This is a genomic window from Rhizobium sp. BR 314, assembly GCF_047445805.1.
GTDB lineage: Bacteria > Pseudomonadota > Alphaproteobacteria > Rhizobiales > Rhizobiaceae > Rhizobium > Rhizobium lusitanum_B.
In genome coordinates this window covers 127,494-153,559 of record NZ_JARWLA010000011.1, presented here as the reverse complement: position 1 = coordinate 153,559, position 26,066 = coordinate 127,494, and the positions used below count along the sequence as shown (strand labels likewise).

22 protein-coding genes and 1 riboswitch are annotated in these 26,066 nt (G+C 59.1%); of the genes, 19 read left to right on the top strand and 3 right to left on the bottom strand.

What is annotated here, in order from left to right:
* Positions 1-56: 56 nt before the first annotated feature.
* Positions 57-542, bottom strand: a complete 486-nt coding sequence (locus QD461_RS16630) for a hypothetical protein (protein WP_414088709.1) — start codon at positions 540-542, stop codon at positions 57-59.
* Between the two features lie 592 nt (positions 543-1,134).
* Here QD461_RS16630 and QD461_RS16625 point away from each other — a divergent pair.
* Positions 1,135-1,884 carry an SDR family oxidoreductase gene (locus QD461_RS16625; protein WP_414088708.1) on the top strand — a complete coding sequence of 250 codons (750 nt, stop codon included), beginning with the start codon at positions 1,135-1,137 and terminating at the stop codon, positions 1,882-1,884.
* A 68-nt stretch (positions 1,885-1,952) separates the two neighbouring features.
* On the opposite strand, the gene QD461_RS16620 is transcribed toward QD461_RS16625, so the two are convergent.
* A complete protein-coding gene (locus QD461_RS16620; RefSeq protein ID WP_414088707.1) occupies positions 1,953-2,558 on the bottom strand; it encodes a TetR/AcrR family transcriptional regulator in 606 nt (201 codons plus the stop codon).
* A gap of 116 nt (positions 2,559-2,674) precedes the next feature.
* Here QD461_RS16620 and QD461_RS16615 point away from each other — a divergent pair, with 116 nt between their 5' ends.
* From QD461_RS16615 to QD461_RS16580, 8 genes are all read left to right on the top strand, one after another.
* Positions 2,675-3,547, top strand: coding sequence for a metallophosphoesterase (locus QD461_RS16615; protein WP_414088706.1), 873 nt, complete (start codon positions 2,675-2,677; stop codon positions 3,545-3,547).
* 16 nt (positions 3,548-3,563) lie between these two features.
* Positions 3,564-4,871 (top strand): ABC transporter substrate-binding protein, encoded by a 1,308-nt coding sequence (locus QD461_RS16610; protein ID WP_414088705.1) that lies wholly within the window; start codon positions 3,564-3,566, stop codon positions 4,869-4,871.
* Between the two features lie 114 nt (positions 4,872-4,985).
* The gene (locus QD461_RS16605; protein ID WP_414088704.1) at positions 4,986-5,927 is read left to right on the top strand and encodes a carbohydrate ABC transporter permease; all 942 of its coding nucleotides are present in this window, start codon (positions 4,986-4,988) and stop codon (positions 5,925-5,927) included.
* Positions 5,917-6,771 (top strand): carbohydrate ABC transporter permease, encoded by an 855-nt coding sequence (locus QD461_RS16600; protein WP_414088703.1) that lies wholly within the window; start codon positions 5,917-5,919, stop codon positions 6,769-6,771. Before QD461_RS16605 ends, QD461_RS16600 begins: the two co-directional genes overlap by 11 nt.
* Entirely contained in the window at positions 6,771-7,502 is a 732-nt protein-coding gene (locus QD461_RS16595; RefSeq protein ID WP_414088702.1) for a tyrosine-protein phosphatase, read from the top strand. Before QD461_RS16600 ends, QD461_RS16595 begins: the two co-directional genes overlap by 1 nt.
* A gap of 261 nt (positions 7,503-7,763) precedes the next feature.
* Positions 7,764-7,932: riboswitch (yybP-ykoY riboswitch) on the top strand.
* A 6-nt stretch (positions 7,933-7,938) separates the two neighbouring features.
* Positions 7,939-8,505, top strand: a complete 567-nt coding sequence (locus QD461_RS16590) for a manganese efflux pump MntP family protein (RefSeq protein ID WP_414088701.1) — start codon at positions 7,939-7,941, stop codon at positions 8,503-8,505.
* Between the two features lie 143 nt (positions 8,506-8,648).
* On the top strand, positions 8,649-9,536 hold the full coding sequence (locus tag QD461_RS16585) for a cation diffusion facilitator family transporter (RefSeq protein WP_414088700.1): 888 nt from the start codon (positions 8,649-8,651) through the stop codon (positions 9,534-9,536).
* Positions 9,537-9,835: 299 nt separating this feature from the next.
* Positions 9,836-11,398 (top strand): ArnT family glycosyltransferase, encoded by a 1,563-nt coding sequence (locus QD461_RS16580; protein ID WP_414088699.1) that lies wholly within the window; start codon positions 9,836-9,838, stop codon positions 11,396-11,398.
* Between the two features lie 24 nt (positions 11,399-11,422).
* Here QD461_RS16580 and QD461_RS16575 read toward each other — a convergent pair whose 3' ends face one another.
* Entirely contained in the window at positions 11,423-12,292 is an 870-nt protein-coding gene (locus tag QD461_RS16575; RefSeq protein ID WP_414088698.1) for a helix-turn-helix domain-containing protein, read from the bottom strand.
* Between the two features lie 106 nt (positions 12,293-12,398).
* On the opposite strand from QD461_RS16575, the gene QD461_RS16570 reads away from it, so the two are divergent.
* The 10 genes from QD461_RS16570 to QD461_RS16525 all read left to right on the top strand — a co-directional run bounded on the left by QD461_RS16570 (position 12,399) and on the right by QD461_RS16525 (position 26,040).
* The gene (locus QD461_RS16570; protein WP_414088697.1) at positions 12,399-13,715 is read left to right on the top strand and encodes an alpha-glucosidase/alpha-galactosidase; all 1,317 of its coding nucleotides are present in this window, start codon (positions 12,399-12,401) and stop codon (positions 13,713-13,715) included.
* 180 nt (positions 13,716-13,895) lie between these two features.
* Entirely contained in the window at positions 13,896-14,690 is a 795-nt protein-coding gene (locus QD461_RS16565) for a DeoR/GlpR family DNA-binding transcription regulator (protein WP_414088696.1), read from the top strand.
* A complete protein-coding gene (locus QD461_RS16560; RefSeq protein WP_414088695.1) occupies positions 14,687-15,664 on the top strand; it encodes an N-acetylglucosamine kinase in 978 nt (325 codons plus the stop codon). Before QD461_RS16565 ends, QD461_RS16560 begins: the two co-directional genes overlap by 4 nt.
* Before the next feature lie 13 nt (positions 15,665-15,677).
* Entirely contained in the window at positions 15,678-16,934 is a 1,257-nt protein-coding gene (locus QD461_RS16555; protein WP_414088694.1) for an ABC transporter substrate-binding protein, read from the top strand.
* Complete coding sequence (locus tag QD461_RS16550) at positions 16,931-17,848, top strand: carbohydrate ABC transporter permease (RefSeq protein ID WP_414088693.1); 918 nt, start codon at positions 16,931-16,933, stop codon at positions 17,846-17,848. The genes QD461_RS16555 and QD461_RS16550 overlap by 4 nt, the downstream gene beginning before the upstream one ends.
* Positions 17,848-18,705 carry a carbohydrate ABC transporter permease gene (locus QD461_RS16545; RefSeq protein WP_184706146.1) on the top strand — a complete coding sequence of 286 codons (858 nt, stop codon included), beginning with the start codon at positions 17,848-17,850 and terminating at the stop codon, positions 18,703-18,705. Before QD461_RS16550 ends, QD461_RS16545 begins: the two co-directional genes overlap by 1 nt.
* A gap of 12 nt (positions 18,706-18,717) precedes the next feature.
* Complete coding sequence (locus QD461_RS16540; protein ID WP_414088692.1) at positions 18,718-19,671, top strand: SIS domain-containing protein; 954 nt, start codon at positions 18,718-18,720, stop codon at positions 19,669-19,671.
* Positions 19,668-20,966 (top strand): D-tagatose-bisphosphate aldolase, class II, non-catalytic subunit, encoded by a 1,299-nt coding sequence (locus QD461_RS16535; protein ID WP_414088691.1) that lies wholly within the window; start codon positions 19,668-19,670, stop codon positions 20,964-20,966. Before QD461_RS16540 ends, QD461_RS16535 begins: the two co-directional genes overlap by 4 nt.
* Before the next feature lie 87 nt (positions 20,967-21,053).
* A complete protein-coding gene (locus QD461_RS16530) occupies positions 21,054-22,130 on the top strand; it encodes an ABC transporter ATP-binding protein (RefSeq protein WP_414088690.1) in 1,077 nt (358 codons plus the stop codon).
* Positions 22,131-22,338: 208 nt separating this feature from the next.
* Entirely contained in the window at positions 22,339-26,040 is a 3,702-nt protein-coding gene (locus tag QD461_RS16525; RefSeq protein WP_414088689.1) for an autotransporter domain-containing protein, read from the top strand.
* Positions 26,041-26,066 lie beyond the last annotated feature (26 nt).

Below are 26,066 nucleotides of genomic sequence, written 5' to 3'. Positions count from 1 at the left end.
GGGCAGAACCGAACATGCTGGCCTGCCCTATCACACAGAAATGAGCTGAATTTAGATCAAGATGCCGAGGCTCCGGTCCTGCGATTGGATCGCAGCTTGTGGTTCGCTTTCAAGGCGCGCTGGAAAATCTCGTCGGTTCGAACATGCTCGCCGAGATCCTCGAGAAACTCGTGGACCTCCCGGAGGCTGTCGACAACGACATAACGCAGCCCATCGCCGGCATCGACTCGATCGTGACCGATGCTGACGCCGAAACCACCGGCAACCTTGCGAAACCAGGCGGAACGCCAGTTCGTAAATCCTGCAGGGTCAACCTCGAATTCGGAAAGCAGCTCCTTTTGCTTTTCGATCCGCGCAAGAAACGTCGCGACGATATCAGCCGTACCAGCCTTAGGCTTATCAGCCCTTCTTCCAGCCCATTTCTCGAAAAATCCTGAGGTAACAGGCAGGTCTTCAGTTTCATCCTGTTCAATGGCGACGCTAAGGTCCGTATCAGCCGGTGCCGGACAATGTTCGCTGGCGACCACCTGTATCGAAGGCACTTCCCCATCCGCTAAATCCTGTTTCAGCTCGGAAGCGAATGCACCCCAAATCGATTTCTTCTGTTCGATCGGTTTCGCTTTGGTTCGACGAGAGCTCTTGATTTCGAGAATGAAGGGTTTGGTCTGTTTAGCCATATTGTCCGGATGTGTGCTCACTGACGCAGCGTTGTCGACGAAGGATCAGCTGGAATTGGAGGCTTGCAGGGTTTGATTTACCATTGCGACATAACCGTGACTTGCCGTCTTTGCAAGGCGAGATCTTGCATCAGGCCGTCTTTCGCGGGAAATCCCTGCCATTGCTGGCTTTTTGTGGGATATCACTTCGTTTTGAGCGGCGACCCTGAACCTCTTGTCCCCGCTCGCTGAAGCTCTGAAGAGCTACTCAACACGCGTCCCGATCATCATGAAGGACGCAGCCTGACATCTCACCAGACAGTAGTAGACGACAGCTGACGATCGAAATGCCGTGGGGTTTTCCTGCCCAGGAACAGGAATCGATCCGCTCCGTCCATCCCGCGCAAGAAGCGGGTGGTTACGCGAGCCTGCCTGAATAGGGTGCCATCCGGAACGACAACAGAAGGATGTTCTCCATATGGCTCTACTGGAACACAAAGTCGCAATCGTGACCGGCGCATCAATGGGAATAGGCCGCGCCATCGCACTGATGTTTGCCGAGCAGGGTGCAGCAATTGTCCTGACGGCTCGGCGCCCGACGCAGCTCGAGGAGGTGGCGGGCGAGATCCGCGGCAAAGGCGGCAGGGCGATCATTGTCGCCGGCGATGTCGGCCTGCCCGATAGTCATGAACGGGCCGTTGAGGCCGCCATCAGCGAATTCGGCGGCCTAGACATCGCCGTCAACAATGCGGGCACGGTCGGCGCAATGAAGCCGCTGGCCGAGATTGCGCCTGAGGACTGGCAGAATACGCTGACCACCAACCTGACTTCTGCCTATCTCGGCGCGCGCAGCCAGATTCCGGCGATGCTCTCCCGTGGCGGCGGCTCGATCGTCTTCACCTCCACTTTCGTCGGAACCAGTGTTGGCATCCCCGGCATGGCAGCCTACGGCGCTTCCAAGGCCGGATTGATGGGTTTGGTAAAGGGCATTACTGCCGACTACTCGGCTCAAGGTATCCGGGCCAATGCACTCCTGCCGGGCGGCGTGGATACCGACATGGCGGGCGATCAAAGCCAGAAAGACTGGGCGGCCGGCCTGCATGCAATGAAGCGGATCGCCCAACCTGAGGAAATTGCCTCGGCCGCCCTCTTCCTTGCCAGCCCCATGGCGAGCTTTGTTACCGGATCGGCGCTCTTTGCCGATGGCGGCAATGCTGCGGTGAAATAGCGGCCGACGCAGGGTCAGCCCAGCTGCCGCGTCAGACAGGCTGACGACACTGACAGCTGGGCTTCCGTTCAATCATGACCTGCAGAACTCATCGCTCTTGCAGGCAGGGCCGCGATGGCGTTCCAGGACATCAAGGCGATCGCATCGCGTTCCCCGTCTGAGAGAGGCGCAGGATTGAAGCGGCGCCACTTCAGCGTATTGCGGATGCCGCCGCCGATATAGCCAGACATCGTTGAAGGCGGCAGATCCTGCAGCAGACCGGCTTCCTTGGCCGCGCCCATCAGACCAACGGAATAGCGTGTTACCTCGCCGAAGATCGCATTCATTTCCTCGCCGGAAATCAACGGTACATTGGAAAGATATTCGAACAGGAGGGCTCGCTGCCGATCCTGCCATATGAAGTCGATATAGTCGTATATGTAACGGATAATCTGGTCGCGAGGGCCGCCAGGGGCGGTGAGCGAAGGGATGAGATGCGCTGCAATGGTCGAGGCCAGCTGCGCATAGACCCCGCGGATGAGATCGTCCTTCGACCTGAAATAATTGTAGATCGAGCCGGTCGCCACGCCGGCTGCTTCGGCGATCGCTGCCATCGAGCATTGCAGACCGTTTGCAACGATCAATTTGGCGGCCGCATCGAGGATACGTTCGCGTCGGGCTGGATCCAATTCCATTCTGAATGAACCTTCATTCACCTGTCATGTCGCCTGTGTATCGATGTGTCGTCACACAAGCAAGTGCCTTTGCAAGGCATCCCCCGGAAAGCGCACCACGCACAGGAAACGACGCCATGACGGCCCATACGACCTTCGTTCATCTTACCGACTTGCACATCTCCGACCCAACGGTCACAGATGATCACCTTTATTCGGATACATCGAAGACGCTGGCCGCCATCCTGGCCGACGTCAAAAGAGTGGTACCGACACCAAGCTTCGTTGTTGCAAGCGGTGACCTCACCAATCGCGGCGATGTCGGCTCCTATGAAGAGCTGAAGCGCATCATGGCGGAGGCAGATCTCGGTATCCCGGTGCTTTACGCGCTCGGCAACCACGACAAGCGTGACGGTTTCTACAAGGCGATGACCGATCGCGCCGATGAGCTGAAGGCTCCCTACGATCATGCGGCCGTCATCGATGGTATCCACATCATCGTTCTCGATTCCAGTCATCCCTTCAAGATCGGCGGCAGCTTCGAAGCCTCGCAGTTCACCTGGCTGGAAGGTGAGCTTGCCAACCACCCTGCCCTGCCGAAGCTCCTTGTCATGCATCATGCGCCGGCGCTGGACCCAAATCCGGATCTTGAGTGGGAAGCACTGGCAATCGCCGACACAGAAAGACTGCGCACCCTTGTCGAAGGCCACAACGTCATCGGTATCCTTTCCGGCCACATCCATTTCGACCGCGTCAGCAACTGGTACGGCATTCCGGTGATCATCGGCGTCGGCCAGCACGCGGCAACCGACGTGCTTTACCTGAATGAGGGCATCCGCATGCTGTCGGGCGCCTCGTTCGCAGTCGGCACTCTACGCCCCTCCGGCCTGACGGTTTCCTTCGTGCCGCAGCCCTCCGAGCGGCGGGAACTGCATAGCTTCACCTTCGCCATGATGGGCGAACTCATCAAACGGTACGAAGAACAGGCAGCACTTGCCGCTGCGGAATGACCGGGAGATTTAAAAGATGAAACGCAGAGCTTTTCTTGGCGCCGGCATCGCTTTCGCGATGCTTGCATCGGTAGCGTTCGCGGGCCAGATTCCCGCCAAGGTCGATACGCCCGTCACCATCAACTATTATAACTACAACCTTGCCTCGACAGGCAACGGCGCGGCCGCGACCAAGCGTCTGATCGCCGAATTCGAAGCCGCCAATCCGAACGTCAAGGTCAACGGCATCGGCGTGCCCTCTTCCGACATCAGCACGCGCATCCAGGCTGACGTCGCCGCAGGGCATGGACCGGATATCGCCCAGATGGTGTTTTCCGACCTCGATTTCTTCGTCAACAACCTCGGCGCGGTCGCACTTGAGGATACGGTGCCAGCCGAGGAACTGTCCTCGCATTTCGAAGGCATGTCGCCGAAGGGGCTGAAACTCGGCGTCTATAACGGCAAGACCTATGGCCTTGCCTATACTTTCTCGACGCCGGTCCTTTTCTACAATGCCGACCTGTTCCGCAAGGCGGGTCTTGATCCCGACCATCCGCCGCAGACCTGGGCGGAGGTGAAAGTCGCGGCAAAGGCGATTGTCGACAAGACTGGGCAGGATGGTCTTGCCACCGGCATTTTCGGACCATCGGCGGGCGACTGGCTGTTCCAGGGCCTGATCCGTTCCAACAACGGTGACGTTCTTTCAGCGGACCGCAAGAGGCTGGTTTTCGCGGAGCCGGCGGCCGTCGAAGCGGTATCGATGCTGCACGACCTCTACACGTCAGGCGTCTACACCAATCTCGACATTAATGCCGCCATGGACGGCATGGCGGCCGGAACGGTCGGCATGTATCTGCAGACCTCCGCCATCCAGGCCTATCTGGTCAAGGGCGCTACCGGCAATTTCGACCTGCGCGCCACGACGATGCCGCGTTTCGGCGAAAAGCCGGTCCGGCCGAACAATTCCGGCAGCGCATTGGTCATCATGAGTGCCGATCCGCTCAAGCAGCGGGCCGCCTGGGAGCTCATGAAGTTCATGACATCGAAGCATGCCTATACGGTCATCACATCGGAAATCGGCTATCTGCCGCTGCGCACCGATATCGTCGACGATCCGCAATATCTCGGCAACTGGGTAAAGGAACATCCCCTCGTCCAGCCCAATCTGAAGCAATTGGATGTGCTGGAACCCTGGAAATCCTTCCCCGGTCCCAACTATCGGCAGATCGCCAAAGCGATGATGGACGGTGCCGAGCAGGCGGTGTTCGGAGGTGGAGATCCGACTGCTGCAATGAAGGCAGCACAGGATACCGCCCAGGCTCTGATGCCGGCGAGTACAAACTGAGCTGATGACACGCCCTCCTCTCCCGCATGCTGGCGGGAGGAGGGCTCGCAAAACCGTCCGATAGTCTGGAACCGGCACCGACGCGTCACAAGAGACGAGGCAGGCAAGCGCATCATGACCACTCTAACCGCCTCCCCCACATCGCCGGCCGCATCCGCGCGACCGCGACGCCGCATCCTTAAGCAGACCCATCTCCCGTGGCTCTATCTGTCGCCGGCTATCGCAACCTTTCTGCTCTGGATCTACTGGCCGCTGATCGATGCCTTTCGGCTAAGCTTCTACGAATGGAACATGCTGGCGACCTCACCGATAACATTCGTCGGCTGGACCAATTACATCAACATCTTCTCGCTTCCGAAGTTCTGGCAGGCGCTGCGCAATACCGGGATCTATGTGATCGGCCTGTTGCCGCTCGCCGTCCTGTTACCGTTGGCGATTGCCATTTTTACGGCCGATCTGCCTTCGCGCGCTCGCAATATCTACCGCGCGATGATCTTCGTACCTATGATCGTCGCCCCTGTGGTCGCGGCAGTGTTATGGCGCTGGTTGCTTGATCCAGGCCACGGCATGGTCGCCATGGCCCTGAAGTCTTTGGGATTTTTCGCCCCGCGCTTCCTGCAGGATCCGAAAATTGCCATCTGGACGATCACGGTGCTGACCGGATGGAAGCTGATCGGTTTTTCGACGCTGATCCTTTCGGCCGCCAATGCCAACATCAACCCATCCCTGATCGAAGCCGCGCGCATGGACGGCGCCAATCGCTGGGATATCGTCCGCGACATCCGGCTACCGCTCCTGAGCTCAACCCTCTTGTTCTTGGTGATGATGACAATTCTGCTCGGGGCGCAATGGAGCTTTTCTTACATCAATGTGCTGACCGGCGGCGGTCCGCTCGGGGCAACGACGAACATCTATTATCTCCTTTGGGACTTCGGCTTTTCCAGCCTTTCGGTCGGTTGGAGTTCTGCGGCAGCCGTGGTCCTCTTCATCAGCTTCGGCGTGCTCGCCTATTTTCTGTTCCGACTGATCGACAGGTTTTCCTTCTATGACAACTGATAGCCTTACGCGACCGCCGCGGCGCGGCAACGCCATTCTTGGGATCGAGAAAGCCGCCGGCCATGCGGTGATGGCAATCCTGTCGCTCTTCTGTCTGTTTCCCGTTTACTGGATGATCGTTACGTCGCTGCGGCCGGCGAACCGTGTCTTCGAGAAGAGTATTTGGCCGACGGCGGCTTCGCTCGACAATTATGTCTACGCACTCAATGCTATCCCGATCGGACGGATGCTGATCAATACGCTGATCGTCTCGGCCATTGTCACCGTCATACAGCTGCTCACAGGATTGCTCGCAGCCTATGCCTTCGCGCGCTGGCGTTTCCCTGGCGACAGGATCGCCCATGCCCTAGTTGCCTTGACATGGCTTGTACCGCTGCAAGTGGTGATGATCCCGAATTATCTCATGGTCGCCAACCTTGGCCTGCTCGACAGCGTCACGGCGTTGATCCTGCCGCACTTCGCATCGGCGCTTGCCATATTGCTCCTTCTGCAGACCATGCGCAGCTTTCCAAACGAGGTGCTGGAGGCAGCCCGCATGGATGGCGCCGGCAGCTGGCGCACACTCTGGGAGGTGATCACGCCCAATCTGCGCGGCACGATCGTCTCTCTTGCCATCCTGATCTTCATTTCGACCTGGAATGAGTATTTCTGGCCGCTTCTCCTGACGCGCACGCCCGAAAACAGCGTGATCCAGATCGGCATTCAGATGTTCATGACTTCGGAAGGCACGCTATGGGGGCCGCTTATGGCGGCGGCGACCATGGCTAGCCTTCCGATCTTCATCCTCTACATCATCCTGCAAAGACACGTCGTTTCTTCCTTTATGAAATCGGGAATACGTTGATGACTTCAGAAAAGTCGCGCCATCTGCCGATCAATAGCACCTATAATGTCCGCGATCTCGGCGGCTACCGGGCCGGTACCAAAACGACGCTCTGGCGCCGGGTGCTCCGCGCCGATGGGCTGCATCGTCTGGATGAAGAGGGCATGGCGTCCCTCGTCGGTGAAGGTGTGCGTGTCGTGATCGACCTGCGCAACGCGACAGAGCTTGAGCACCAGCCCAATCCATTCAGCCGCAACGAGGCGGTTCGCTATCACAACATCTCACTCTTCGATACGCTGGCTCCGAGCTACAAGCCGGGTACCGACACCCTGCTCGATCTCTATATTCAGGCCCTGCGCGAGCGCCGGCAGGCGATCGCCAAGGTCATATCGCTGATCGCGGAGGGGGATGAGGATACCGTCCTCTTCCATTGTACGGCCGGCAAGGACCGAACCGGGATCATCGCCGCCCTTCTGCTGGCGACCGCCGGCGTCGACACAGCGGAGATTCTCGAAGATTATGCGTTGACGGGCCGTATGATCGCTCCCATGGTCGAAGAGATCCTTGCCAATGCGTTGGCGCAGGGCGGCGATATTGATAAGTTCCGCCCGTTGCTTGCCTGCGAGCCGGCCACCATGGCCGCGACGATCGCTTTCATCGAAGAGGAATATCGATCTGCCAGCGATTACCTTCTCTGGGCTGGCGTATCGCCCGAGACCATACGCCGTCTCGAAGAGCGGTTGCTCGGATAGCGGCATATTGTAACGTCGGGGTCATGCCTCATCTCTGCCCTGCATGGGAAGCACCAGAGGGAGGCAGCAACCACACCTTCGACTTGCCTGGTGTTTGCCGACAAAACCGGCGCCCTGCCGCGAAAAAGGCGTTTGTTTTTGCGACTGATTTGCATGTGCAATTGCAACTGAGAAATCCCCAACAAATTGTTGTTATATAACAGTTATTTCACGTTTTATTTCGCCGCCTTTAGTTGACATGCAAAAGCCGATGCACTACCTGCTGCGCTTATCGGGGAGTAGCTACCGCTGACTTGGCGGGAACGTGTCAACATGCTCGTGCGAAGCGCACGTGGCGCGTTCAGTCGAAAGATCGACTCGGCAAGACCGTGGCAATACCGCCTGGTTCGGACAGGGCGGAGGATGCCCGGCTTCCCATGTCCGCAGGATTATTCAAATGTCGCTCTTTGCAGTTGTCGTGCTGGCATTCAGCATGTCCATGGATGCGTTTGCAGTGTCAGTCGGTCGCGGTGCCGCGCTCGTGCGGCCCCGCCTCTTCGAGACCATCAGAACAGGTGCCGTGTTCGGCATCGTGGAGGCGATCACGCCGATCATCGGCTGGGCAGCAGGTATTGCCGCCGCCCAATATATCAGCGCGGTCGACCATTGGATTGCGTTTGGCCTGCTGGGTGCGGTTGGAGCAAACATGCTCTATGCCGCTATGCGACGCAGTAATGAACAAGAGCGTGATAGCCGACCCGCCATGTCCTTTGCCGTGCTGATGGCAGCGGCCATAGGGACGAGCCTGGATGCGATGGCTGTCGGCGTGTCGCTCGCTTTTCTTCAGGTCAATATCGTCGTCATCGCCGTAGCAATCGGCGCGGCGACCTTCGTCATGTCGTCGGGCGGCATGCTGGTCGGCCGACTGATCGGCGCTCGTTTCGGTCGAATTGCCGAAGCATTCGCGGGCCTGGCGCTTATCGGACTTGGGAGCTCCATTCTCTATGAACATCTGCTTACCTGATCCTCAACGAAGATCGCGGCTCGGTTCAGTGGACTTCGGTCGCCAAGACGATTGCTTCGGCAATCACACGGTTTCACTATTTCAGACTAGGGATTTGGCGTCGATAAGATGGCCTGCCAAAACTTCATGGGAACAGGGCTGACATGGAACGGTCGCTGAAAATCGCACTCGGAAGCTTCTTTGTCAGTCTCGTGGTCCTCGCGATCAAATATGCCGCCTATTGGATAACGGGCAGCGTCGCACTGCTGTCGGACGCTCTCGAAAGCATCATCAACGTCGTCTCGGCGCTCGCCGTCATTCTGTCGGTGAAAATCGCCTCGCAGCCGCCCGACGAGGAACATCCCTACGGCCATCACAAGGCGGAATATCTCTCGGCGGTTCTGGTGGGTTCGCTGATCGTCGTGGCGGCTCTCGCGATCATGCACGAAGCCTATATGGGCTTCCTCCATCCCAAGCCCATCGACGCGGCATGGACCGGCCTTGCCGTGAGTTCGATCGCCACGATCATCAATGTCGCCTGGGCGAGCCTCCTCATTCGACAGGGACGCGTCCAGCGCTCGGCTTCACTTGTGGCGGATGGGAAACATCTGATGGCGGATGTCATCACCTCCGTCGGCGTCGTTGTCGGCGTGGTTCTGGTTGTTCTGACCGGCATCACCCAGCTGGATGCGGCCATCGCCGCTCTGGTGGCGGTCCACGTCCTTTGGAGCGGTTGGGGGGTTCTTAAGGAAAGCGCAAGCGGATTGCTGGATGAGGCTGCACCTCCCGAAGAGCTCGCGCGGATCAAGGAGATCATTTCGCTCAATGCCGATGACGCCATCGAAGCCCATGCGCTAAGGACACGCCATGCCGGCAAAGCGACATTCATCGACTTCCACCTGGTTGTGTCGGCCGAGATGAGCGTCGGCCAATCCCATGATATCTGCGACAAGATCGAGGACGCGCTGCGAAAGGCCATATCGGGGGCCATCGTCACGATCCATGTCGAGCCCGAACACAAGGCCAAACATAAAGGGATTATCGTCGTCTAGATCAACTCCAGGAAAGTGCGAAGCGGTTTTCCGTCCGGAGCTGCGGAACGATAGGGGGTAGCGCATTTTTGCGATTCGAAGAAAAGCGGAAAGCATCTAGAAGTTTCTCAAAGGCTTGCGAGAGACCAAGGTGACCTTGCTGATACTTAGCCGAAGCTTACGCCCGCGCCGATCAGCGCGGGTCTAGCGGCAAAAGACCCCATATCAACCTCCAGAATTATGCCGGAAGCCGTTGCGCGCGCGTTATATCTGTGACATTGCGCCAACATGACGCCATTGGCACATGCACGGAGATCGGGATGAAACCTCTGGGGAATGGCAGCTTTGCCGATGTATTGGAAGACGGTGCATCGACCGGCAGCCTTAACGCACCCTCCGACTTCCGCTGGGTATCTTGGGCCTTGGCGGCGTATTTCCTGGCACAGACGATTATCCGCATCGCCATTTCTGACTCGCTACGGATCGATGAAGCCCAGCAATTTGTCGTCTCACAATGGCTCGCATGGGGATATGACGCGCAGCCGCCGCTCTACAATTGGCTTCAATACGGCGTTTTCGAGATCTTCGGCACAAGCGTAGCGTCCTTCGTCATCGTCAAGAACCTGATGCTATTTGGCGTCTACATTACCTATCACAAGCTGCTGCGCCTGCTTGTGGTCGACAAGCGGCTGGCGGCGATCGGCGTCCTGTCTCTTTTCACGATGCCTCAGATGTTCTGGCAGGCACAAAGAGATCTTACGCACACCGTGCTGACGCTGCTCGCGGTGGTCCTGTTCATCTATTTCGTGGTTTCGACCATTCGTCGGCCTAGCATCTTCTCCTACGCCATGATTGGCCTATGGGCCGGGCTCGGGATGCTGACGAAATACAACTTTGCGCTCGTCATACTAAGCGTTCTTGTTGCAACTTTCTGTCATCCCGAGGGCCGCAAGCGGCTTTTCGATCTCCGGCTCCTGTTGACGCTTTCGCTTGCCGTTCTGGTGGTTCTGCCGCATGCGGTGTGGATGATTTCCAACTTGGATCTCGTCCTGACGTCGACAGTCAACACCATGGCGGAACAAGGAGCCGGCGGGAAGCTTTCCGATATTGCGCACGGAATTTCCGACCTGATAAAGACAACGGTGGAAATCATCGTCCCGACATCAGTGGTCTTCCTTCTCGTCTTTCGGCAGTCATTCTTGCGATCGCTGCGCGCCCGAAGCGAATGGAGCGATTTCATCGGGAGAATCCTGACAAGCACGGCAGTCATCCTGCTGGTCTTGATCTTCATCGTGACGCTCACCGAGCTCCGTGACCGCTGGCTTCTTCCCTTCCTGTTTCTCGTACCGGCTTATTTCTGTCTGAAGCTTGACGCTGCCGGAAGACAAAGCCAGACGGACATCAAGAAGTTTCTCTATATCCCGATCGTCATGATGGTGGCGCTGCCTATCGTCGTCGCAGGTGATATTCTCCTTGCGCGTTTCTTCCATTCCTATCAGCACTTGAATACGCCCTATGGGACCTTCCTCGACAAGGTCATCGCCGCGGAAGGAAAGCAGCCTTCAGCCATCGTCACCACGACTTGGCACAAGGCAGGCAACATACGCGTGAACATGCCCGACACATCAGTCGTTTCCACGGCTTACCCGGCATCGGACCTTAGCCGCCAGGCTCTTGGGAAAGGACCCGTCCTGCTCGTCTGGAACGAGCGTAACGGAAGCCAATCGTCCATGCCGGACGAGCTGAAACAATGGCTCGAAGCAAAATTCGGCAAGGCAATTAAGCTTCCCTCCCAACAGGATATCGCCGTTCCCTATTATTACGGCAAGGAACCGGACCGCTACCATTTCGGCTATTCCTGGTACTATCCTGCAGCCGAATGATCGACTTGAACCGGCCGGAGCCGGCTATTCATCAACGTCTGAACCGCCGACTATCCTGCGGAAGGCAAGCGGCGTCTGACCAGTCCGGTCTTTGAAGGCCTCATAAAAGCGGCTGCTCGATCCAAACCCGCAATCGTAGGCAATATTCAAAACGGCGATGTTCGTATCGGCAAGCAATTGCATGGCGCGTGCTATGCGATAACGGGTGAGATATTCGTTCACGGAAATCCCGAGGACATCCCGAAATGCCTTGTTGGCCGTGGCTGGATGAATACCCGCGAGCTTGGCAAGCCGCGGCATGCTGAGCGGCTCGGCGAAATGCTCGTTGATGAGGTCGGTCAGTGTTTCGGCATGGCGCACTGCCGGGCCTGAAGAGGTTGCTTTCGACCGGACAGATAGCCACTCCTTCCCCGCTTTTCCGTCCAGGATGAGACGGCGCGCCCTCAACCTGACCTCCTCGACGATCAGCTCCCGACGCATCGGGTCGCCACCACTCCAATCCTCCACCCAGCGTTCCGCGGCCATCGCATCGGATATATCGATACGTGGATTGCTCAGAAACTTGCCCTGCATGATTGAGCGTCTGATGTCTCGGTCAACCGACAACCCCAGGAAATCCGCCAGAGGCAGGTAGATGCAGACCAGAGAAGCATTGTCGCTCACCTCAATGGTTTGATGCGGTATAGCAGCCCAGAAAAGGATAAGGCGATTGGCCTCGACATATTCCTGTTTCCCATTGAAGAGATATGTCATCCGCCCCGCCGGAAGCAGGTTCAGTTCGACATGGTTGTGCCAGTGGGCGCTTGCCATGGTGCTGGCGATATGCCGCTCCACCCAGAAGGCGCCCTGCGAAGCCGCCAACGTATCGGGCTTCGGATCGAATTTTTCTGGCATGGATGAGGTCTCACTCGAATCCCGGAATATTTATGACAATAACAGGAGGAAACTCTCGTTTAAAAGAGCGATCTGTCTGGCATGAACCGCTGAGAGGAAGCCAGTCATGCCGAAGATTTGTCTCGTGGGTGCCGGAAGCACCGTGTTTGCTCAAAATATTCTAGGTGACGTGTTATCGTCAGAAGTCGGCGGCGCCTTTGTTATCAGCCTGTTCGACATCGATCCCGAGCGACTGAAAACCTCCGAAATCGTCGCCCGCCGCATTTGCGAGACCCTCCGTCTCGACAACATCAGGATCGAGCCAACGCTCAATCGCCGGGAGGCGCTGCAGGGATCCGATTTCGTCATCCTGATGATGCAGGTCGGTGGATACAAGCCAGCCACCGTCACCGATTTCGAAATTCCAAAGAGACATGGGCTGAGACAAACCATCGCCGACACGCTCGGGATTGGCGGCATCTTCCGCGGGCTTCGCACCATTCCGGTTCTCGAGGCGATCTGCCGCGACATGGAAGACGTATGCCCCGATGCCCTGCTGATGCAGTATGTCAACCCGATGGCGATCAATTGCTGGGCGATCAAGGAGATTGCACCCAGCATTCGCACCGTCGGCCTCTGCCATAGTGTGCAGCATACGGCGGCCCATCTCGCCGCCTGCCTTGGTGAGGATGTCGCTGACATCAACTATCTATCGGCCGGCATCAATCACATCGCCTTCTTTCTCAAATATGAAAAGCTGCACGCCGATGGCAGCCGCGAGGACCTTTACCCACGCCTGCGCGCGCTTGCGGAAGCGGGGAGCGTGCCCGACGACGACCGGGTCCGTTTCGATGTCTTGAAGCGGCTCGGCCATTTCGTGACGGAATCGAGCGAGCATTTTTCCGAGTATACGTCCTGGTACATCAAGGAGGGCCACGGTGATCTGATCGAACGGCTCAACATTCCGCTCGACGAGTATATTCGCCGTTGCGAGGTCCAGATTGCCGAGTGGCATGAATTGCGCCGCGATCTCGAAGGCGGCAAGCCGATCGAGGTCTGCCGCAGCAACGAATATGCCGCCGGCATCATTCATGCAGCGGTAACTGGCCGCTCCGCCCTGATCTACGGCAATGTTCCGAACAATGGACTGATCCAGAACCTACCGGACGAATGCATCGTCGAGGTGCCATGCCATGTCGACCGCAACGGCATCCAGCCCATCAAGATCGGACGCATACCGTCGCAGCTCGCAGCGGTGATGCGTATGAGCATTTCCGTTCAAGAGCTGACGGTCGAGGCGGCACTGACCCGGAAGCGTGAGCGTATATACCAGGCAGCTCTTCTCGATCCGCATACATCGGCAGAGCTTTCGCCTGACCAGATCTGGAGGCTCGTCGACGACATGATCGACCAGCATGGCGACTTGCTGCCCGCCTATCACTGATCCCACGCTGTTATCCAAGCAGCATTCCTGGACGCGGGCTTCGCAAGAAGCCCGCGTTTTGCCTTTCCAGATCGCAAACAATCGCGATTAGATCAAAATAGATCAAAAATATGATTGACAATGATCGTATTGAATGGAAATCTGAGCGAAATAGAAGTGATTATCGGAGAGGAACTTTCGTTGAGCCAAGCCGGGGGAGTGAAAGTCGATCGCCTCGATGCCATTCGCAGCCATCTTTACGCGAATGGATTTTCGACCATTCAGGCGCTTGCCGACGCCATCGGCGCTTCTCTGGCGACGGTGCGCAGAGACCTACAGGTTCTCGAAAGCGAGGGCGTGATCGACCGTGTGCATGGCGGAGCCCGGATCGCAGAAGGTTCCTCGGTCGAACTTGCCTTCCAGGAGCGAGCCAAGCGGCACCTGTCGGCCAAGCGTGCGATCGCGACCGCAGCCTATGATCTGCTGGCACCGCGCACCGCGATCTTCCTCGATGCAGGCACTACCGTCCTTCAGCTTGCGCGTCTCATCCGCCTCAATCCGATGCCGCTGCGCATCTTCACCAATGGCCTGACGGTTGCTCAGGAATTCCTCAATATTCCTAATCTTGAGGTCGTGCTGCTCGGCGGGCAACTGCGCAGCGAGAATGCCTCGCTCGTTGGGCCGCAGGCCGAAGCGATGCTTGAATCCATCTGGTTCGACCAGCTTTTTCTCGGTGCCAGCGCGATCAGCCCGGATGGCGCGATCTACAGCGTCGACAGCGCCGAGGCGAGCCTCAACAGATGCATGCTCAGCCGCTCGGCGCACCGCTTCGTGCTCGCCGATTCCTCGAAGTTCGGCACAATGGCAACCTACAAGGTCGCCCCGCTCAGCGCCTCCAAGGTCATCACCGACGCGGGTCTTTCCACCCATTGGCGCGGCGAACTCGCCGGTCTCGGCGTCGATGTCACCATTGCGGATCTGGGAGGACGGGAGTGAGCACCGATCTCATCCTCGGCATCGACGGCGGCGGCAGCAAAGTGCTGGTAGCGCTCGCCGATCGAGCCGGCAACGTCCTGAGCATGGTGCGCAGCGGCGGTGTCAATCCGATGGATAATCCGACCTGGCGGTGGGAACTGGATCGTTCGCTGCGCCCTTTCATAGAGGAACAGCGTCTGACGGCGATCGCTGCAGCCCTGCCCGCCTATGGCGAGGTTGCTCGCCTGTCCGAACAGCAGCGCGATGCGATCAAGATCAGCTTCCCCAAGGCGCGTCAGCATATTCTCAATGATGTCGATGCCGCTCATCTCGGCGCCTTCGCAGGCAAGCCCGGAATTCTCATCCTTTCCGGTACGGGGTCGATGGCATGGGCGCGCAATGCCGATGGCGTGTCTGCGCGTGTCGGCGGCTGGGGAGATGTCATCGGCGATGAGGGCAGCAGCTATTGGATCGGTCGCGCAGCGCTCGGCCTTGCCAGCCAAAGCCTCGATGGACGTGCTCCGCCGACGGCGCTGGCGGCCGCCATATTCGAATTCCTGGAGCTGGACGGTTCCGATCCGATCAACGCACTTGGCGGCTGGGCAAGTGAGCTTACCAGTCCCCGCGCTGAGATTGCCAGGCTTTCCGTTCTCGTCGATCGGCTTGCGAGCACAGGAGATGCCGGCGCGAAGCATTTGATCGAGCAGGCTGCGGCAGAGCTTGCAAAACACATGGAAGCCATATCGCCGCATTGCGAGGCGGCAGCCGATTGGACCTATGCGGGCGGCACCTTTGCGAGCAGCACGCTCCTTGCCGCACTTGAGCGGCACATTGGCCGCCCTGCGGCAGAGCCTCGACTTCCTCCCATCGGCGGCGCCCTTTTGGCTGCCGCCCAACTCCTCGATTGGCCGGTCGATGACGGCTGGATCAGGCAAATTGCCGCCACGGTCGCGACCGTTACGGTGCATTCAGGTGAAGCAGACGTCAAACAATAAGGAAGAAGGGAACATGCGTAGATTTACTTTGCCATTCGTCGCCTTGGCGGCAATCATTGCCGCCGTTCCGGCTGCCGCTCAGGATGCCAAGCCTCTTGCCGGCCAAACCATAACCGTTCTGATGCCCTCGCCACAGGCGGCCTATATCGCCGGCGATTTCGAAGCCGAAACAGGCATCCATGTCAACATGCAGACGCTCTCCTGGGACGATATCCGCCCGAAGCTCGTCACCTCGCTGATCGCGGGTGCAGCCCCCGCCGACGTCACCGAGTTCGACTGGTCGTGGACCGGCCAGTTCAGTGCAGCCGACTGGTATCTGCCGCTTAACGACGTGATCGATGCCGATGCAGTCAAGGATATCGGCGTCTCCAAGATCTTTACTGTCAACGGCAATCTGCTTGGAGTACCCTACACCAACGACTTCCGCGTCATGCTGGTCAACAAGAAGCATTTTACCGATGCGGGCATCACCAAGATGCCGAAGACGCTTGACGAGCTTGTCGCAGCCGCCAAGCAGATCAAGGAAAAGAAGATCGCGACCTATCCGATCGGCCTGCCGCTCTCGCCGACCGAAGGCGCTTCGACGAGCTGGTACCTGTTGACCAAGGCTTTCGGTGGCGAGCTGTTCGACAAGGACTTCAAGCCGCTCTTCGTTTCGAAGGATTCCGCCGGCTACAAGGCACTCGCTTTCGAACTCATGCTGATGAAGGAAGGGCTGGTCGATCCGGCATCTACCAACTTGAAGGATAGCCAAATTAACGAGAGCATGTTTGCCCAGGGTGTTACCAGCATCATGATCTCCGGAGAGCCCGGCCGTATCGGCCAGATGAATGATCCGAAGCAATCGAAAGTAGCCGGTCAGGTCGAAGCGATCCTGGTTCCCACCGCGAGCGGCGAAACCCGTAGCTTCGGTCTTCCGGAGGCACTCGCCATCCCCCGCGTTTCCCAGAACAGGGACGCTGCCATCGCCTTCGTCAAATGGTTCACCAGCAAGGAGTTCCAGAAGAAGAATGCCGCCAATGGTGCCTTGCCGACCCGAACCTCTGCGCTTGCCGAGCTGAACACCTCTGGTCAGTTGCAAAGCGGTGACGCGCTCGTCGCCCAATCGAAGACTGTCGAGCCGTTGTTCCCGCAGGGCACGCCGCCCTGGTACCCGGAATTCTCGAGCGCCGTTAATACCGCGATCAACAGTGCCGCGAAGGGCCAGGTCAGCGTCGATCAGGCAATGCAGAGCATTGCCGATGCGGCAAAGCAGGCATCGGCCCAATGACGCTAACAATGTCTGCCGATGGCAGGACCAAACGTGGTGCCGGCATAAAGGCCGACACCACGTTCGGGATACTGCTTGTTTCCCCGATCCTGATCACGATGGCCGCCCTTGTCTTCTATCCGATCGGAAGAACCGTGTGGGACAGCCTCCACAGGATCAATCCGATGCAGGCGGGAACGCCCTTTGTCGGCCTCGACAACTACACGCGCATGTTCTCGGACGGACAGCTGGCGACGACCTGGATCAATACGCTTCTCTATGTCGTCCTTGCGGTCGTCGCGGAAACGGTCTTCGGCGTGCTTGCCGCAGCCCTGATCAACCAGGTCAAGGTCGGCCGGCAATGGCTGCTCGCGGCCGTCGTTCTGCCTTGGGCGCTGCCCGGTGTCGTCAATGCGGTGATCTGGCTGTGGATCTATCAACCCGGTGCCGGATTGCTGAACGGCGTTCTCTCAGCGGTCGGCCTCCCCTTTGAAAACCATGTCTGGTTCAACGATCGAACAAGCGCCATCATTGCCGTGACTGTCGTGCATGTCTGGCGCATGATGCCTCTGACTGTCGTCATCGTCCTTGCCGCCATGCAGAGCATTCCCTCTCATCTCTACGAAGCGGCACGCATCGACGGCGCCACCCGAAGCCAGGTGTTCGCTCTGGTCACCCTCCCGCTGGTGCGCAGCGCCATCGCCGTTGCCATGACCAACGCGACCGTCAATGCATTCAACCTCTTCGACGAAGCTTGGGTTCTAGCAGGCTCCAGTCTCGAAACACGGCCGGTTCTCGTGCAGATCTACCTCGAGACGTTCCAGAATCTACGCTTCTCCTATGGCATGGCGCTTTCACTCGTGATCACGCTGGTCTCGCTGCTGGTTTCGCTCGTCTATGTCCTGCGCGTCTATCGCAACACCCGGTTTGACTGATGAAACAGAGCCTTTCATATCGTTTGCTGATCTGGGTCGGCGTCGCCGTTCTTCTGATCTGGTCGCTCGGCCCGATTTACTGGACGCTTGCAAGCTCGGTGACGCCAACCGAAGATTTCTCGGCACGCCCTATCCATTTCTTCCCGCAGCACTTCACCCTCGATCACTTCTCGCGTCTGTTCGGCATCGATATCGCCCGAATTGGCGGGGTTCAGGTCTGGTCGCAATTTCGTGCCGCGCTCATCAACAGCATCGTGACTTCGGTTGCAGCCACGCTGCTTTGCGTCGCCATCTCGGCGCTCGGTGCCTACGCCTTTACGCGAATCCGTTTCCCCGGCCGGGGCTTTCTGTTCGGCGCCGTTGTCGCGACCCTCGCAATTCCTGGATATGCGGTGCTGATCCCGCTTTACCGGATCATGATCAGCCTTCATCTCGTCGATACCTATGTCGGCGTGGCGCTGATCTATGTCTCGGCCTATCTGCCTCTATCGCTGTGGTTGCTGCGCAGCGTCTTCGAAGCACTGCCGATCGCGCTTGAAGAGGCAGCGCAGCTCGATGGCGCCGGCAGGCTCTATATCTTCTTCAACATCGTGCTGCCGCTTGCCGGGCCGGGACTTACGGCAGCGGCGATCCTGACCTTTCTTGGCGCGTGGGGGCAGTATCTCGTCCCGCTCATCTTCTCACCACAGGCGACGAAGCCTTTGACCGTGCTGATCCCGGAATTCGTCACCAAGAACTTCATCGACTACGGGCTGATCACGGCAAGTGGCGCAGTTGCCATCGTCATTCCCGCCCTGGTCGTCATCTTTCTCAATCGATACCTCGTCAGCGGTCTGCTGGCCGGATCGGTCAAGTAAATCGGAGCTAGCATGAATACGACCGAAAAGGTGATCTTCGAGCAATTCCCCTTCTGGGAAAAGGCAATCGGATCAATCTCCGCCCCCCACGATGCCGAGTTGACGGTTTTTCTGGGCTGCGGCACATCCTACAATCTCGCGTTGTCGCTTGCGACCTATGCCAATCGCGCCGGCTATCCTGCGATCGCCGTGCCCGGTGCGGAATGGTTGAACCGGCCGACCGCCTTCTGGCCGCGCTGGCAAAAGGCCCATCTGGTTGCCCTTTCACGTAGCGGCGAAACCACAGAAACCGTGGCCGCGGCGAAGGCAAGCCGCAAGGCGGGAGTCTTCGTGACCGCCATCACGGTCGAGCCGGATAGTTCGCTTGCCAAGAATTGCGATAGGCTCATCGAAGCCCCGACCCATAACGACGAGGGGATCGTCATGACGGTCTCGGCAAGCCTTATGCTGCTGTTGGGCATGCAGATGGTCGGAATGGAGATTTCACCCTCGATCATCCGGTCCGCACGCCTGCTTGCCGACCAGCTCGACAAGGCCCTGCCCGGCATCATCGCGGGGCGCTCGCATTTCGTCTTCCTTGGCAGCGGCTCGCTCTACGGCATTGCTCTCGAAGGTGCATTGAAACTGATGGAGATGAGCCAGAGCATGACGCAGGGCTTCCATCCGCTCGAATATCGTCACGGGCCGATCAGCCTCGTCGATGAAAACACTGCTGTCATCATGCTCTACAGCGCCGACCAGAAGGATGCTGAAGCGCTGCTGGTCGACGAGTTGCGACAGAAGGGGGCGACAGTCATCGGCTTCGGTGGTCCGGGCGATCTGGAACTGCCTGTCGATTGCGATCCGGCACTTGCCGGCCTCTGCCTGCTGCCTGCCCTGCAGATCCTTGGTGAGCGCGCAGCACAGTCAAAGGGTGTCGATACCGTATCGCCCCGACACCTGACCAAGGTCGTGATGCTAGGATGAACGCTGCCATCGAAAACAATCGCGACGCTGCGCTGAGAAAGCTTCTCGGAGACCGCGTCGATTCACTGCCGCGCGGGATTACATCCGTGTGCTCCGCACATCCACTGGTCATCGAGGCGGCGCTCAGGCGCGGGGTGTCGGAGGGGGCCATCGTCCTGATCGAAGCGACCTGCAATCAGGTCAATCAGGAAGGCGGTTATACGGGGATGACGCCGCGCGATTTCCGGCAGTTCGTCGAGGACATCGCCTCAGTGGTGGGCTTCCCCAGCGATCGCATCATCCTTGGCGGCGACCATCTCGGGCCTAACCCTTGGAAGAAGTTGCCCGCCGAGGAAGCGATGGCAAAGGCCGAGGCGATGATAGCGGCCTATGTTGAGGCGGGTTTTGAAAAGATCCACCTCGATGCCTCGATGGGCTGCGCCGGCGAGCCCGTCGCTCTCGCGGATGAAGTAACTGCCGCGCGGGCCGCGAGACTGGCGACAGTCGCGGAAGGGACCGCTCGACGCAGTGGCCGGCGGCCGCCCGTCTATATTATCGGCACGGAAGTCCCACCGCCGGGAGGCGCCACCCACGCTCTTGATGAGCTGGACGTCACAACACCCAAGGCGGCGATCAATACGCTTGCGGTCCATCGCGAAGCCTTCGCGAAAGCCGGTACCGAGGCGGCGCTGGAGCGTGTCGTCGGGATTGTCGTGCAGCCCGGCGTCGAGTTCAGCAACGCCGATGTCGCCATCTACCAGCCGGATCGGGCGCGATCTCTGATCGGCGCACTGCGTGAAATGCCCGGCCTGCTCTTCGAGGCGCATTCCACGGACTATCAGCCGGCCGAAGCACTTTCGGCTCTCGTGGATGGCGGGTTCGCCATCCTCAAAGTTGGTCCCGGCCTGACATTTGCCTTGCGCGAGGCGCTCTACGGCCTCGATGCCATTGCATCGAAGCTCGAAGGCGATGCCGTCCCTAATTCGCTTTATGCGACCATGGAGGCGGTGATGATGCAAAATCCAGCCAACTGGGACTCGCATTACCATGGCTCGGCCGAGGAGCGGCGACTGCAGCGACATTTCAGCTATAGCGACCGCATCCGCTATTACTGGCCGCACGAGCGGGCGATGGCGGCTGTCGATAGCCTCCTGAACCGTTTCGTTGATGACATCCCCGAGACACTCATCAGCCAATATCTCGGCCGGCTTTATCCGGCTGTTGTCGCCGGGAAGATTTCATCTCGAGCGCGCGATCTGTGCATCGCCGCGATCGATTCGGCCTTGGCACCCTATTCCGCAGCAACAATCGTTTGAGATCGCCTTGGTCCCTTAGCCGGCCTGGACAATCCCCAGCGGCGCTGACGATCAAGCAACTCGCGTTTCTACCAATTGGAGAACATCATGGCATCTGTAAACGTGGCGAATGTCCGCAAGAGCTACGGTCATTTCGAAGTTCTACACGGCGTGGATATCGATATAGCCGACGGCGAATTCGTCATTCTCGTCGGTCCTTCCGGCTGCGGAAAGTCGACGCTTCTTCGCATGATCGCCGGCCTTGAGGAGATCAGCGGCGGCGATGTCGCGATCGGCGGCCGCGTGGTCAACGATGTCGAGCCAAAGAGCCGAGACATCGCCATGGTGTTTCAATCCTACGCGCTTTATCCCCATATGACCGTCGAGGCGAATATGGGCTTTTCGCTACGGCTGGCAAAGGCGCCGAAGGACGAGATAGAGCGCCGGGTGCGTGATGCCGCCCAGATCCTAGGTCTGGAAAGCCTGCTCGACCGCTACCCGCGCAATCTGTCCGGCGGCCAACGCCAGCGTGTCGCTATGGGCCGCGCGATCGTGCGCCAGCCGCAAGTCTTCCTGTTCGATGAGCCGCTCTCCAATCTGGATGCAAAGCTGCGCGTGCAGATGCGCTCTGAAATCAAGCAATTGCACCAGCGCCTGCGCACGACCACCATATATGTCACACATGACCAGATCGAGGCGATGACCATGGCCGACCGGATCGTCGTCATGCGCGACGGCTATGTCGAGCAGATCGGCTCGCCTCTCGAGCTCTATGATCGGCCGGCAAACCTGTTCGTCGCCGGTTTCATCGGATCTCCCGGCATGAACCTCATCCGCGGTAAGATCAGCGGAGACGGCCCTCTCGAATTCATCGCCGATGGCGGTGCTCGCTTGCCGCTTCCGCAGGGGATCGATGTCACTCGCGGAGCAGAGGTGGTCTATGGCATCCGGCCGGAGAATATCGCAGTCAGCGAAGGCGGGATCGATGCCGAAGTCGTGGTGGTCGAACCCACAGGTGCGGAGACCTTGATCGTCGCAAGCATCGGCTCCGATAATATCGTCCTGGCTTTGCGCGAGCGCATCGGGTCTCGTGTCGGCGACACGATTTCACTTCAGCCCGATACCGGGAAACTGCACCTTTTCGAGGGAGCAACCGGTCGTCGAATCGGGGGCCGCAGGAACTGAAGAAGGTGCTCGGCAGACCGGTGGAGTTTCCCGCTGGCTGTCTCGATCCTAGCAGAGCCGATCTCATATCCGTAAGGGCGGCAAAGGAGAGGGACAGACGATCCGCCAGCTAGCGGCCAGAGCAGCAAATAGGCGCCAAATTTACGAAGCCTTAACCATAATGTCGTTTCTACAGCTGTGCAACATCACGTTGTAGGAAGCTTTTTAAATGCTGGCTGCTGCCCGCGCCGCCCTGCGCATCTCGACCTTTCTGGTCCCACTCTCGACCGGCCTCACCTCGGCAGCTGCCATTGGCGCACCCTTTTCGTGGACGGGTGCGGTCGACAGCAATTGGAACAATGCGGCCAACTGGTCGCCCGCATCCCTTCCCGCTCCCGTCAACTCGGTGGTGGTCGATGGCGGAACATTTCCAGCAGAAATCACTCCTGGCAATTCAGCATCGACGGGCGACCTCACCGTCGGCCTCAATGCCGATGGATCTCTGACCGACCTCGGCGCGCTTCAAAGCTCGTCCGCCGCAATCGGTTCGAATGCCGGCTCATCGGGCGTCTTCAACCTCACCGGTGGGGCGGCAAACTGGCGTAACAGCGGGACACTATTGGTCGGCGACCGAGGTGCCGGAACATTCGCGATCAGCGCTGGCGGCCAATATATCGGCGGTGGACCCGTTTATATCGGCTCGTCCGCCGGAAGCACCGGCAGCGTCAAGGTCAGCGGCCAATCGTCTTTCACGCTCTCCGGCGGCCAACCATTATTCATCGGCTATGACGGACAAGCCTCCTTCGTTCTGACGGATGGCGCTACCACAAACACAGGCGATGCGACGCTTGGATATGGCACCGGCAGCTCAGGCTCCGTGTCGGCTTCCGGTTCGGGTACTGACTGGCTGATCAACGGTGATCTGATCGTCGGTCGCGACGGCACTGGGACAATCGCCATATCCACGGGCGCGACCGTTTCGAATGACAACGCAACAATCGGCGCAGGAAACGGATCGGGCACCAGCTCCGCAACGGTTTCCGGCCTTGGCTCGCAATGGACGACCTCCGGACTATTGACTGTGGGTTCGACCGCGGCAGGCGCACTCGCTGTCTATTCCGGGGCAAACGTGTCTAGCAACTCCGCCCTGATCGGTCGTTTCGCCAACGGCACGGTTACCGTCGGCGGCGCGGGGTCGCTTTGGGACACCGGCTCATTGCTTGTCGGCGGCGATCAGGCGGATGCGGATAGCTCTGGCGCAAACGCCACACTCAACATCAGCACAGGTGGCGCGGTCAGGAGCAGCTCTGCCTCCATCGCCGATGGGCGAAACTCGGCCGGCGCCGTTACAGTCGACGGGGCGGGTTCGCATTGGGACATCAATGCCGATTTGACGATGGGCAACGAAGGGACCGGCTCCTTTATGGTATCGGGCTCGGCAAGCGCCAGTTCCGCCACGACAACGCTCGGCGCGAAAGCCGGCTCCAACGGCGCGCTGGTTGTCGTCGGCAATGGCAGCCATTTCGACATGAGCGGCGAGCTGCAGGATGGTGTTGCCGGAGCCGGATCCGTGAAGGTGCTGGCGGGCGGTGGCCTTTCTTCGGGCAACGCATCGCTTGGCACCGGCGCAGGCGGTAGTGGCCAGGCGCTCATCAGCGGCGCAGGAAGCCATTGGGCGATCAATGGCGATCTTAATGCCGGCAGCGCAAGCGGTGGCACGGGAAGCCTTGCGGTATCGTCGCAGGGTACGCTCACGAGCCAGAGCGCCAGCCTGGGCACGCAGGCCGGCTCGACCGGCTCGGCGACGGTAACGGGAACAGGCTCTGCCTGGAGCAACCATGGCAATCTGATCGTCGGCAATGCCGGCAGTGGTGCACTGGATGTTATCCAGGGAGGCTCGGTCAATACGGCGACCGCCACCATCGGCAATGTGGCGGGCAGCAACGGCGCAGTTACCGTGACTGGCGACGGGTCGAAATTGTCGGCAAGCAACGGACTGACGATCGGAAATGCCGGCAATGCCAGCCTCATTTTGAGCGGGGGCTCTGCGCTTTCGACACCAAGTCTGACGATCGCCGCCCAGGCCGGCTCGACCGCCTCGGTGAATATCGGCGCGGCCCTTGGTCAGACGGCCACCGGTGCGGCAAAGCTTGATGTTGATGCCATCCATTTCGGTGGCGGCAATGGCTCTCTCGTCTTTAATTTCGGTGGCGCTCCCCAGACGCTCGGCGCAGTAATAGACGGCAACGGCTCGCTCTTTGTCGCCTCCGGCACCGTGACCCTGACAGGCAACTCCAGCGCCTTTTCTGGGGTGACCTCCGTTTCGGGCGGCAGCCTCATCGTCGACGGAACACTTGGCGGCTCCATCAGCCTCAGCGGCTATGGTCTACTCGGCGGAACAGGCACCGTCGGTTCGACCGTTGTTGGAGCGGGAGCGACGCTGTCACCCGGCAACAGCGGCATCGGCACGCTGAAGGTCAATGGCGATCTGACAACACAAAGCGGCTCGACGCTCCTTTTCCAGAGCAATGGCGGCGCAACTGGCCGGGTTGACGTCACTGGAGCGGTCAATCTGAACGGCGGAACGCTTTCCCTGGTTGGCGGCGGTCTGAAGGCGTCGACCAACTACACCATTCTGTCGGCTGCCGGCGGCATCTCAGGCAGTTTCAGCGCCGTGCAGTCGAACTACGCCTTCGTCAGTCCCGTCCTTGGATATTCGAGTGGCTCGATCGATCTCACACTGGAGCGCAACAGCACGTCCTTTGCCGCGGCAGGCTTGAATGCAAACCAACGCTCGGCGGCATATGGCATCGAGAGCCTGGGAGCATCAAACCCTCTCTACGGTGCCGTCGCATTGCTAAGCATGGACGAGGCCACCGGGGCACTGAAGCAGCTGGCCGGCGACATTCATATTTCGCTTGCCGCGACCGCTTTCGACAATGGCCGCTTCGTACGCGATGCTGCGATCGATCGCCTGCGCAGCATACAGGGTGGTGTAGTCGGCAGCACCAAACAGCCGCGGCTCGCCAGTGATCCAGGCCTTGCCTATGCCAATGCCGATCAGCGCCAGAGAACCGAGCCGCAAAAGGCGATTGAGGGCATTCTCGCCGATCCGGTCAACGGCCTTGCCGCATTTTGGGGCGCGCCCTATGGCGGTTGGTCGTCTTCCGACAATGGCAGGGGCAACGCAGGCGGCGTGCTGTTCGGTTTCGACACGACGCTTTATGACTCCGACTGGCGGATCGGTGCACTTGCCGGCTATGGACATAGCCGCTTTGATCAATCCGGCGTTTCCGCCCATGCTGATGCCGATAATTACAATCTCGGCATTTACGCGGGTAGACAATGGGGGCCGCTCGCCCTGCGGCTTGGCGGAACCTACAGCCTGCAATCCGTCTCGACCCTGCGCAATGTAGATTTCGCTGCCTTTTCCGACGCACTGCGGTCGAACTACCATGCCTATACGGCACAGGTCTTCGGCGAACTGGCCTATGAGATCTCGATGGGCGATGACCGGCTCGAGCCCTTCGCGAACATCACCTTTACCGACGTGCGAACCAGCTCATTTTCGGAGAGCGGCGGTGCTGCTGCTTTGAGTGGCAAGGCCGATCAGTCCGCGATCACCTTCGCAACGTTTGGCGCACGCGCGGAAGAAGATGTGACTATCGCGGACATGCCTACCACGCTCTACGGCTCGCTCGGCTGGCGGCACGCATTCGGCGGTCTGGACATCACGTCGCGCATGGCATTTGCGGGCGGGGATATCTTTGCCGAGAGCGGAACGGTCGTCGACAGGGATTCGCTGGTGGCCGATGCTGGGTTCGACATTGCGCTCAGTCAGCAGGTTTCGCTTGCGTTTGACTATAATGGCAGCTTCGGCGCTGAAAACCGTGCCCATCTCTTCCGGCTGCTCCTGCAGGCGCGCTATTGATTGCCAATCAGCCGTGTGTGCGCAAG

What these genes read in the sequence shown, in the direction of transcription:
- QD461_RS16625 (WP_414088708.1), top strand. Translation starts at nt 1,135, where the DNA reads ATGGCTCTACTGGAACACAAAGTCGCAATCGTGACCGGCGCATCAATG.
- QD461_RS16620 (WP_414088707.1), bottom strand. Translation starts at nt 2,558, where the DNA reads ATGGAATTGGATCCAGCCCGACGCGAACGTATCCTCGATGCGGCCGCC.
- QD461_RS16615 (WP_414088706.1), top strand. Translation starts at nt 2,675, where the DNA reads ATGACGGCCCATACGACCTTCGTTCATCTTACCGACTTGCACATCTCC.
- QD461_RS16610 (WP_414088705.1), top strand. Translation starts at nt 3,564, where the DNA reads ATGAAACGCAGAGCTTTTCTTGGCGCCGGCATCGCTTTCGCGATGCTT.
- QD461_RS16605 (WP_414088704.1), top strand. Translation starts at nt 4,986, where the DNA reads ATGACCACTCTAACCGCCTCCCCCACATCGCCGGCCGCATCCGCGCGA.
- QD461_RS16600 (WP_414088703.1), top strand. Translation starts at nt 5,917, where the DNA reads ATGACAACTGATAGCCTTACGCGACCGCCGCGGCGCGGCAACGCCATT.
- QD461_RS16595 (WP_414088702.1), top strand. Translation starts at nt 6,771, where the DNA reads ATGACTTCAGAAAAGTCGCGCCATCTGCCGATCAATAGCACCTATAAT.
- QD461_RS16590 (WP_414088701.1), top strand. Translation starts at nt 7,939, where the DNA reads ATGTCGCTCTTTGCAGTTGTCGTGCTGGCATTCAGCATGTCCATGGAT.
- QD461_RS16585 (WP_414088700.1), top strand. Translation starts at nt 8,649, where the DNA reads ATGGAACGGTCGCTGAAAATCGCACTCGGAAGCTTCTTTGTCAGTCTC.
- QD461_RS16580 (WP_414088699.1), top strand. Translation starts at nt 9,836, where the DNA reads ATGAAACCTCTGGGGAATGGCAGCTTTGCCGATGTATTGGAAGACGGT.
- QD461_RS16575 (WP_414088698.1), bottom strand. Translation starts at nt 12,292, where the DNA reads ATGCCAGAAAAATTCGATCCGAAGCCCGATACGTTGGCGGCTTCGCAG.
- QD461_RS16570 (WP_414088697.1), top strand. Translation starts at nt 12,399, where the DNA reads ATGCCGAAGATTTGTCTCGTGGGTGCCGGAAGCACCGTGTTTGCTCAA.
- QD461_RS16555 (WP_414088694.1), top strand. Translation starts at nt 15,678, where the DNA reads ATGCGTAGATTTACTTTGCCATTCGTCGCCTTGGCGGCAATCATTGCC.
- QD461_RS16550 (WP_414088693.1), top strand. Translation starts at nt 16,931, where the DNA reads ATGACGCTAACAATGTCTGCCGATGGCAGGACCAAACGTGGTGCCGGC.
- QD461_RS16545 (WP_184706146.1), top strand. Translation starts at nt 17,848, where the DNA reads ATGAAACAGAGCCTTTCATATCGTTTGCTGATCTGGGTCGGCGTCGCC.
- QD461_RS16540 (WP_414088692.1), top strand. Translation starts at nt 18,718, where the DNA reads ATGAATACGACCGAAAAGGTGATCTTCGAGCAATTCCCCTTCTGGGAA.
- QD461_RS16535 (WP_414088691.1), top strand. Translation starts at nt 19,668, where the DNA reads ATGAACGCTGCCATCGAAAACAATCGCGACGCTGCGCTGAGAAAGCTT.
- QD461_RS16530 (WP_414088690.1), top strand. Translation starts at nt 21,054, where the DNA reads ATGGCATCTGTAAACGTGGCGAATGTCCGCAAGAGCTACGGTCATTTC.
- QD461_RS16525 (WP_414088689.1), top strand. Translation starts at nt 22,339, where the DNA reads ATGCTGGCTGCTGCCCGCGCCGCCCTGCGCATCTCGACCTTTCTGGTC.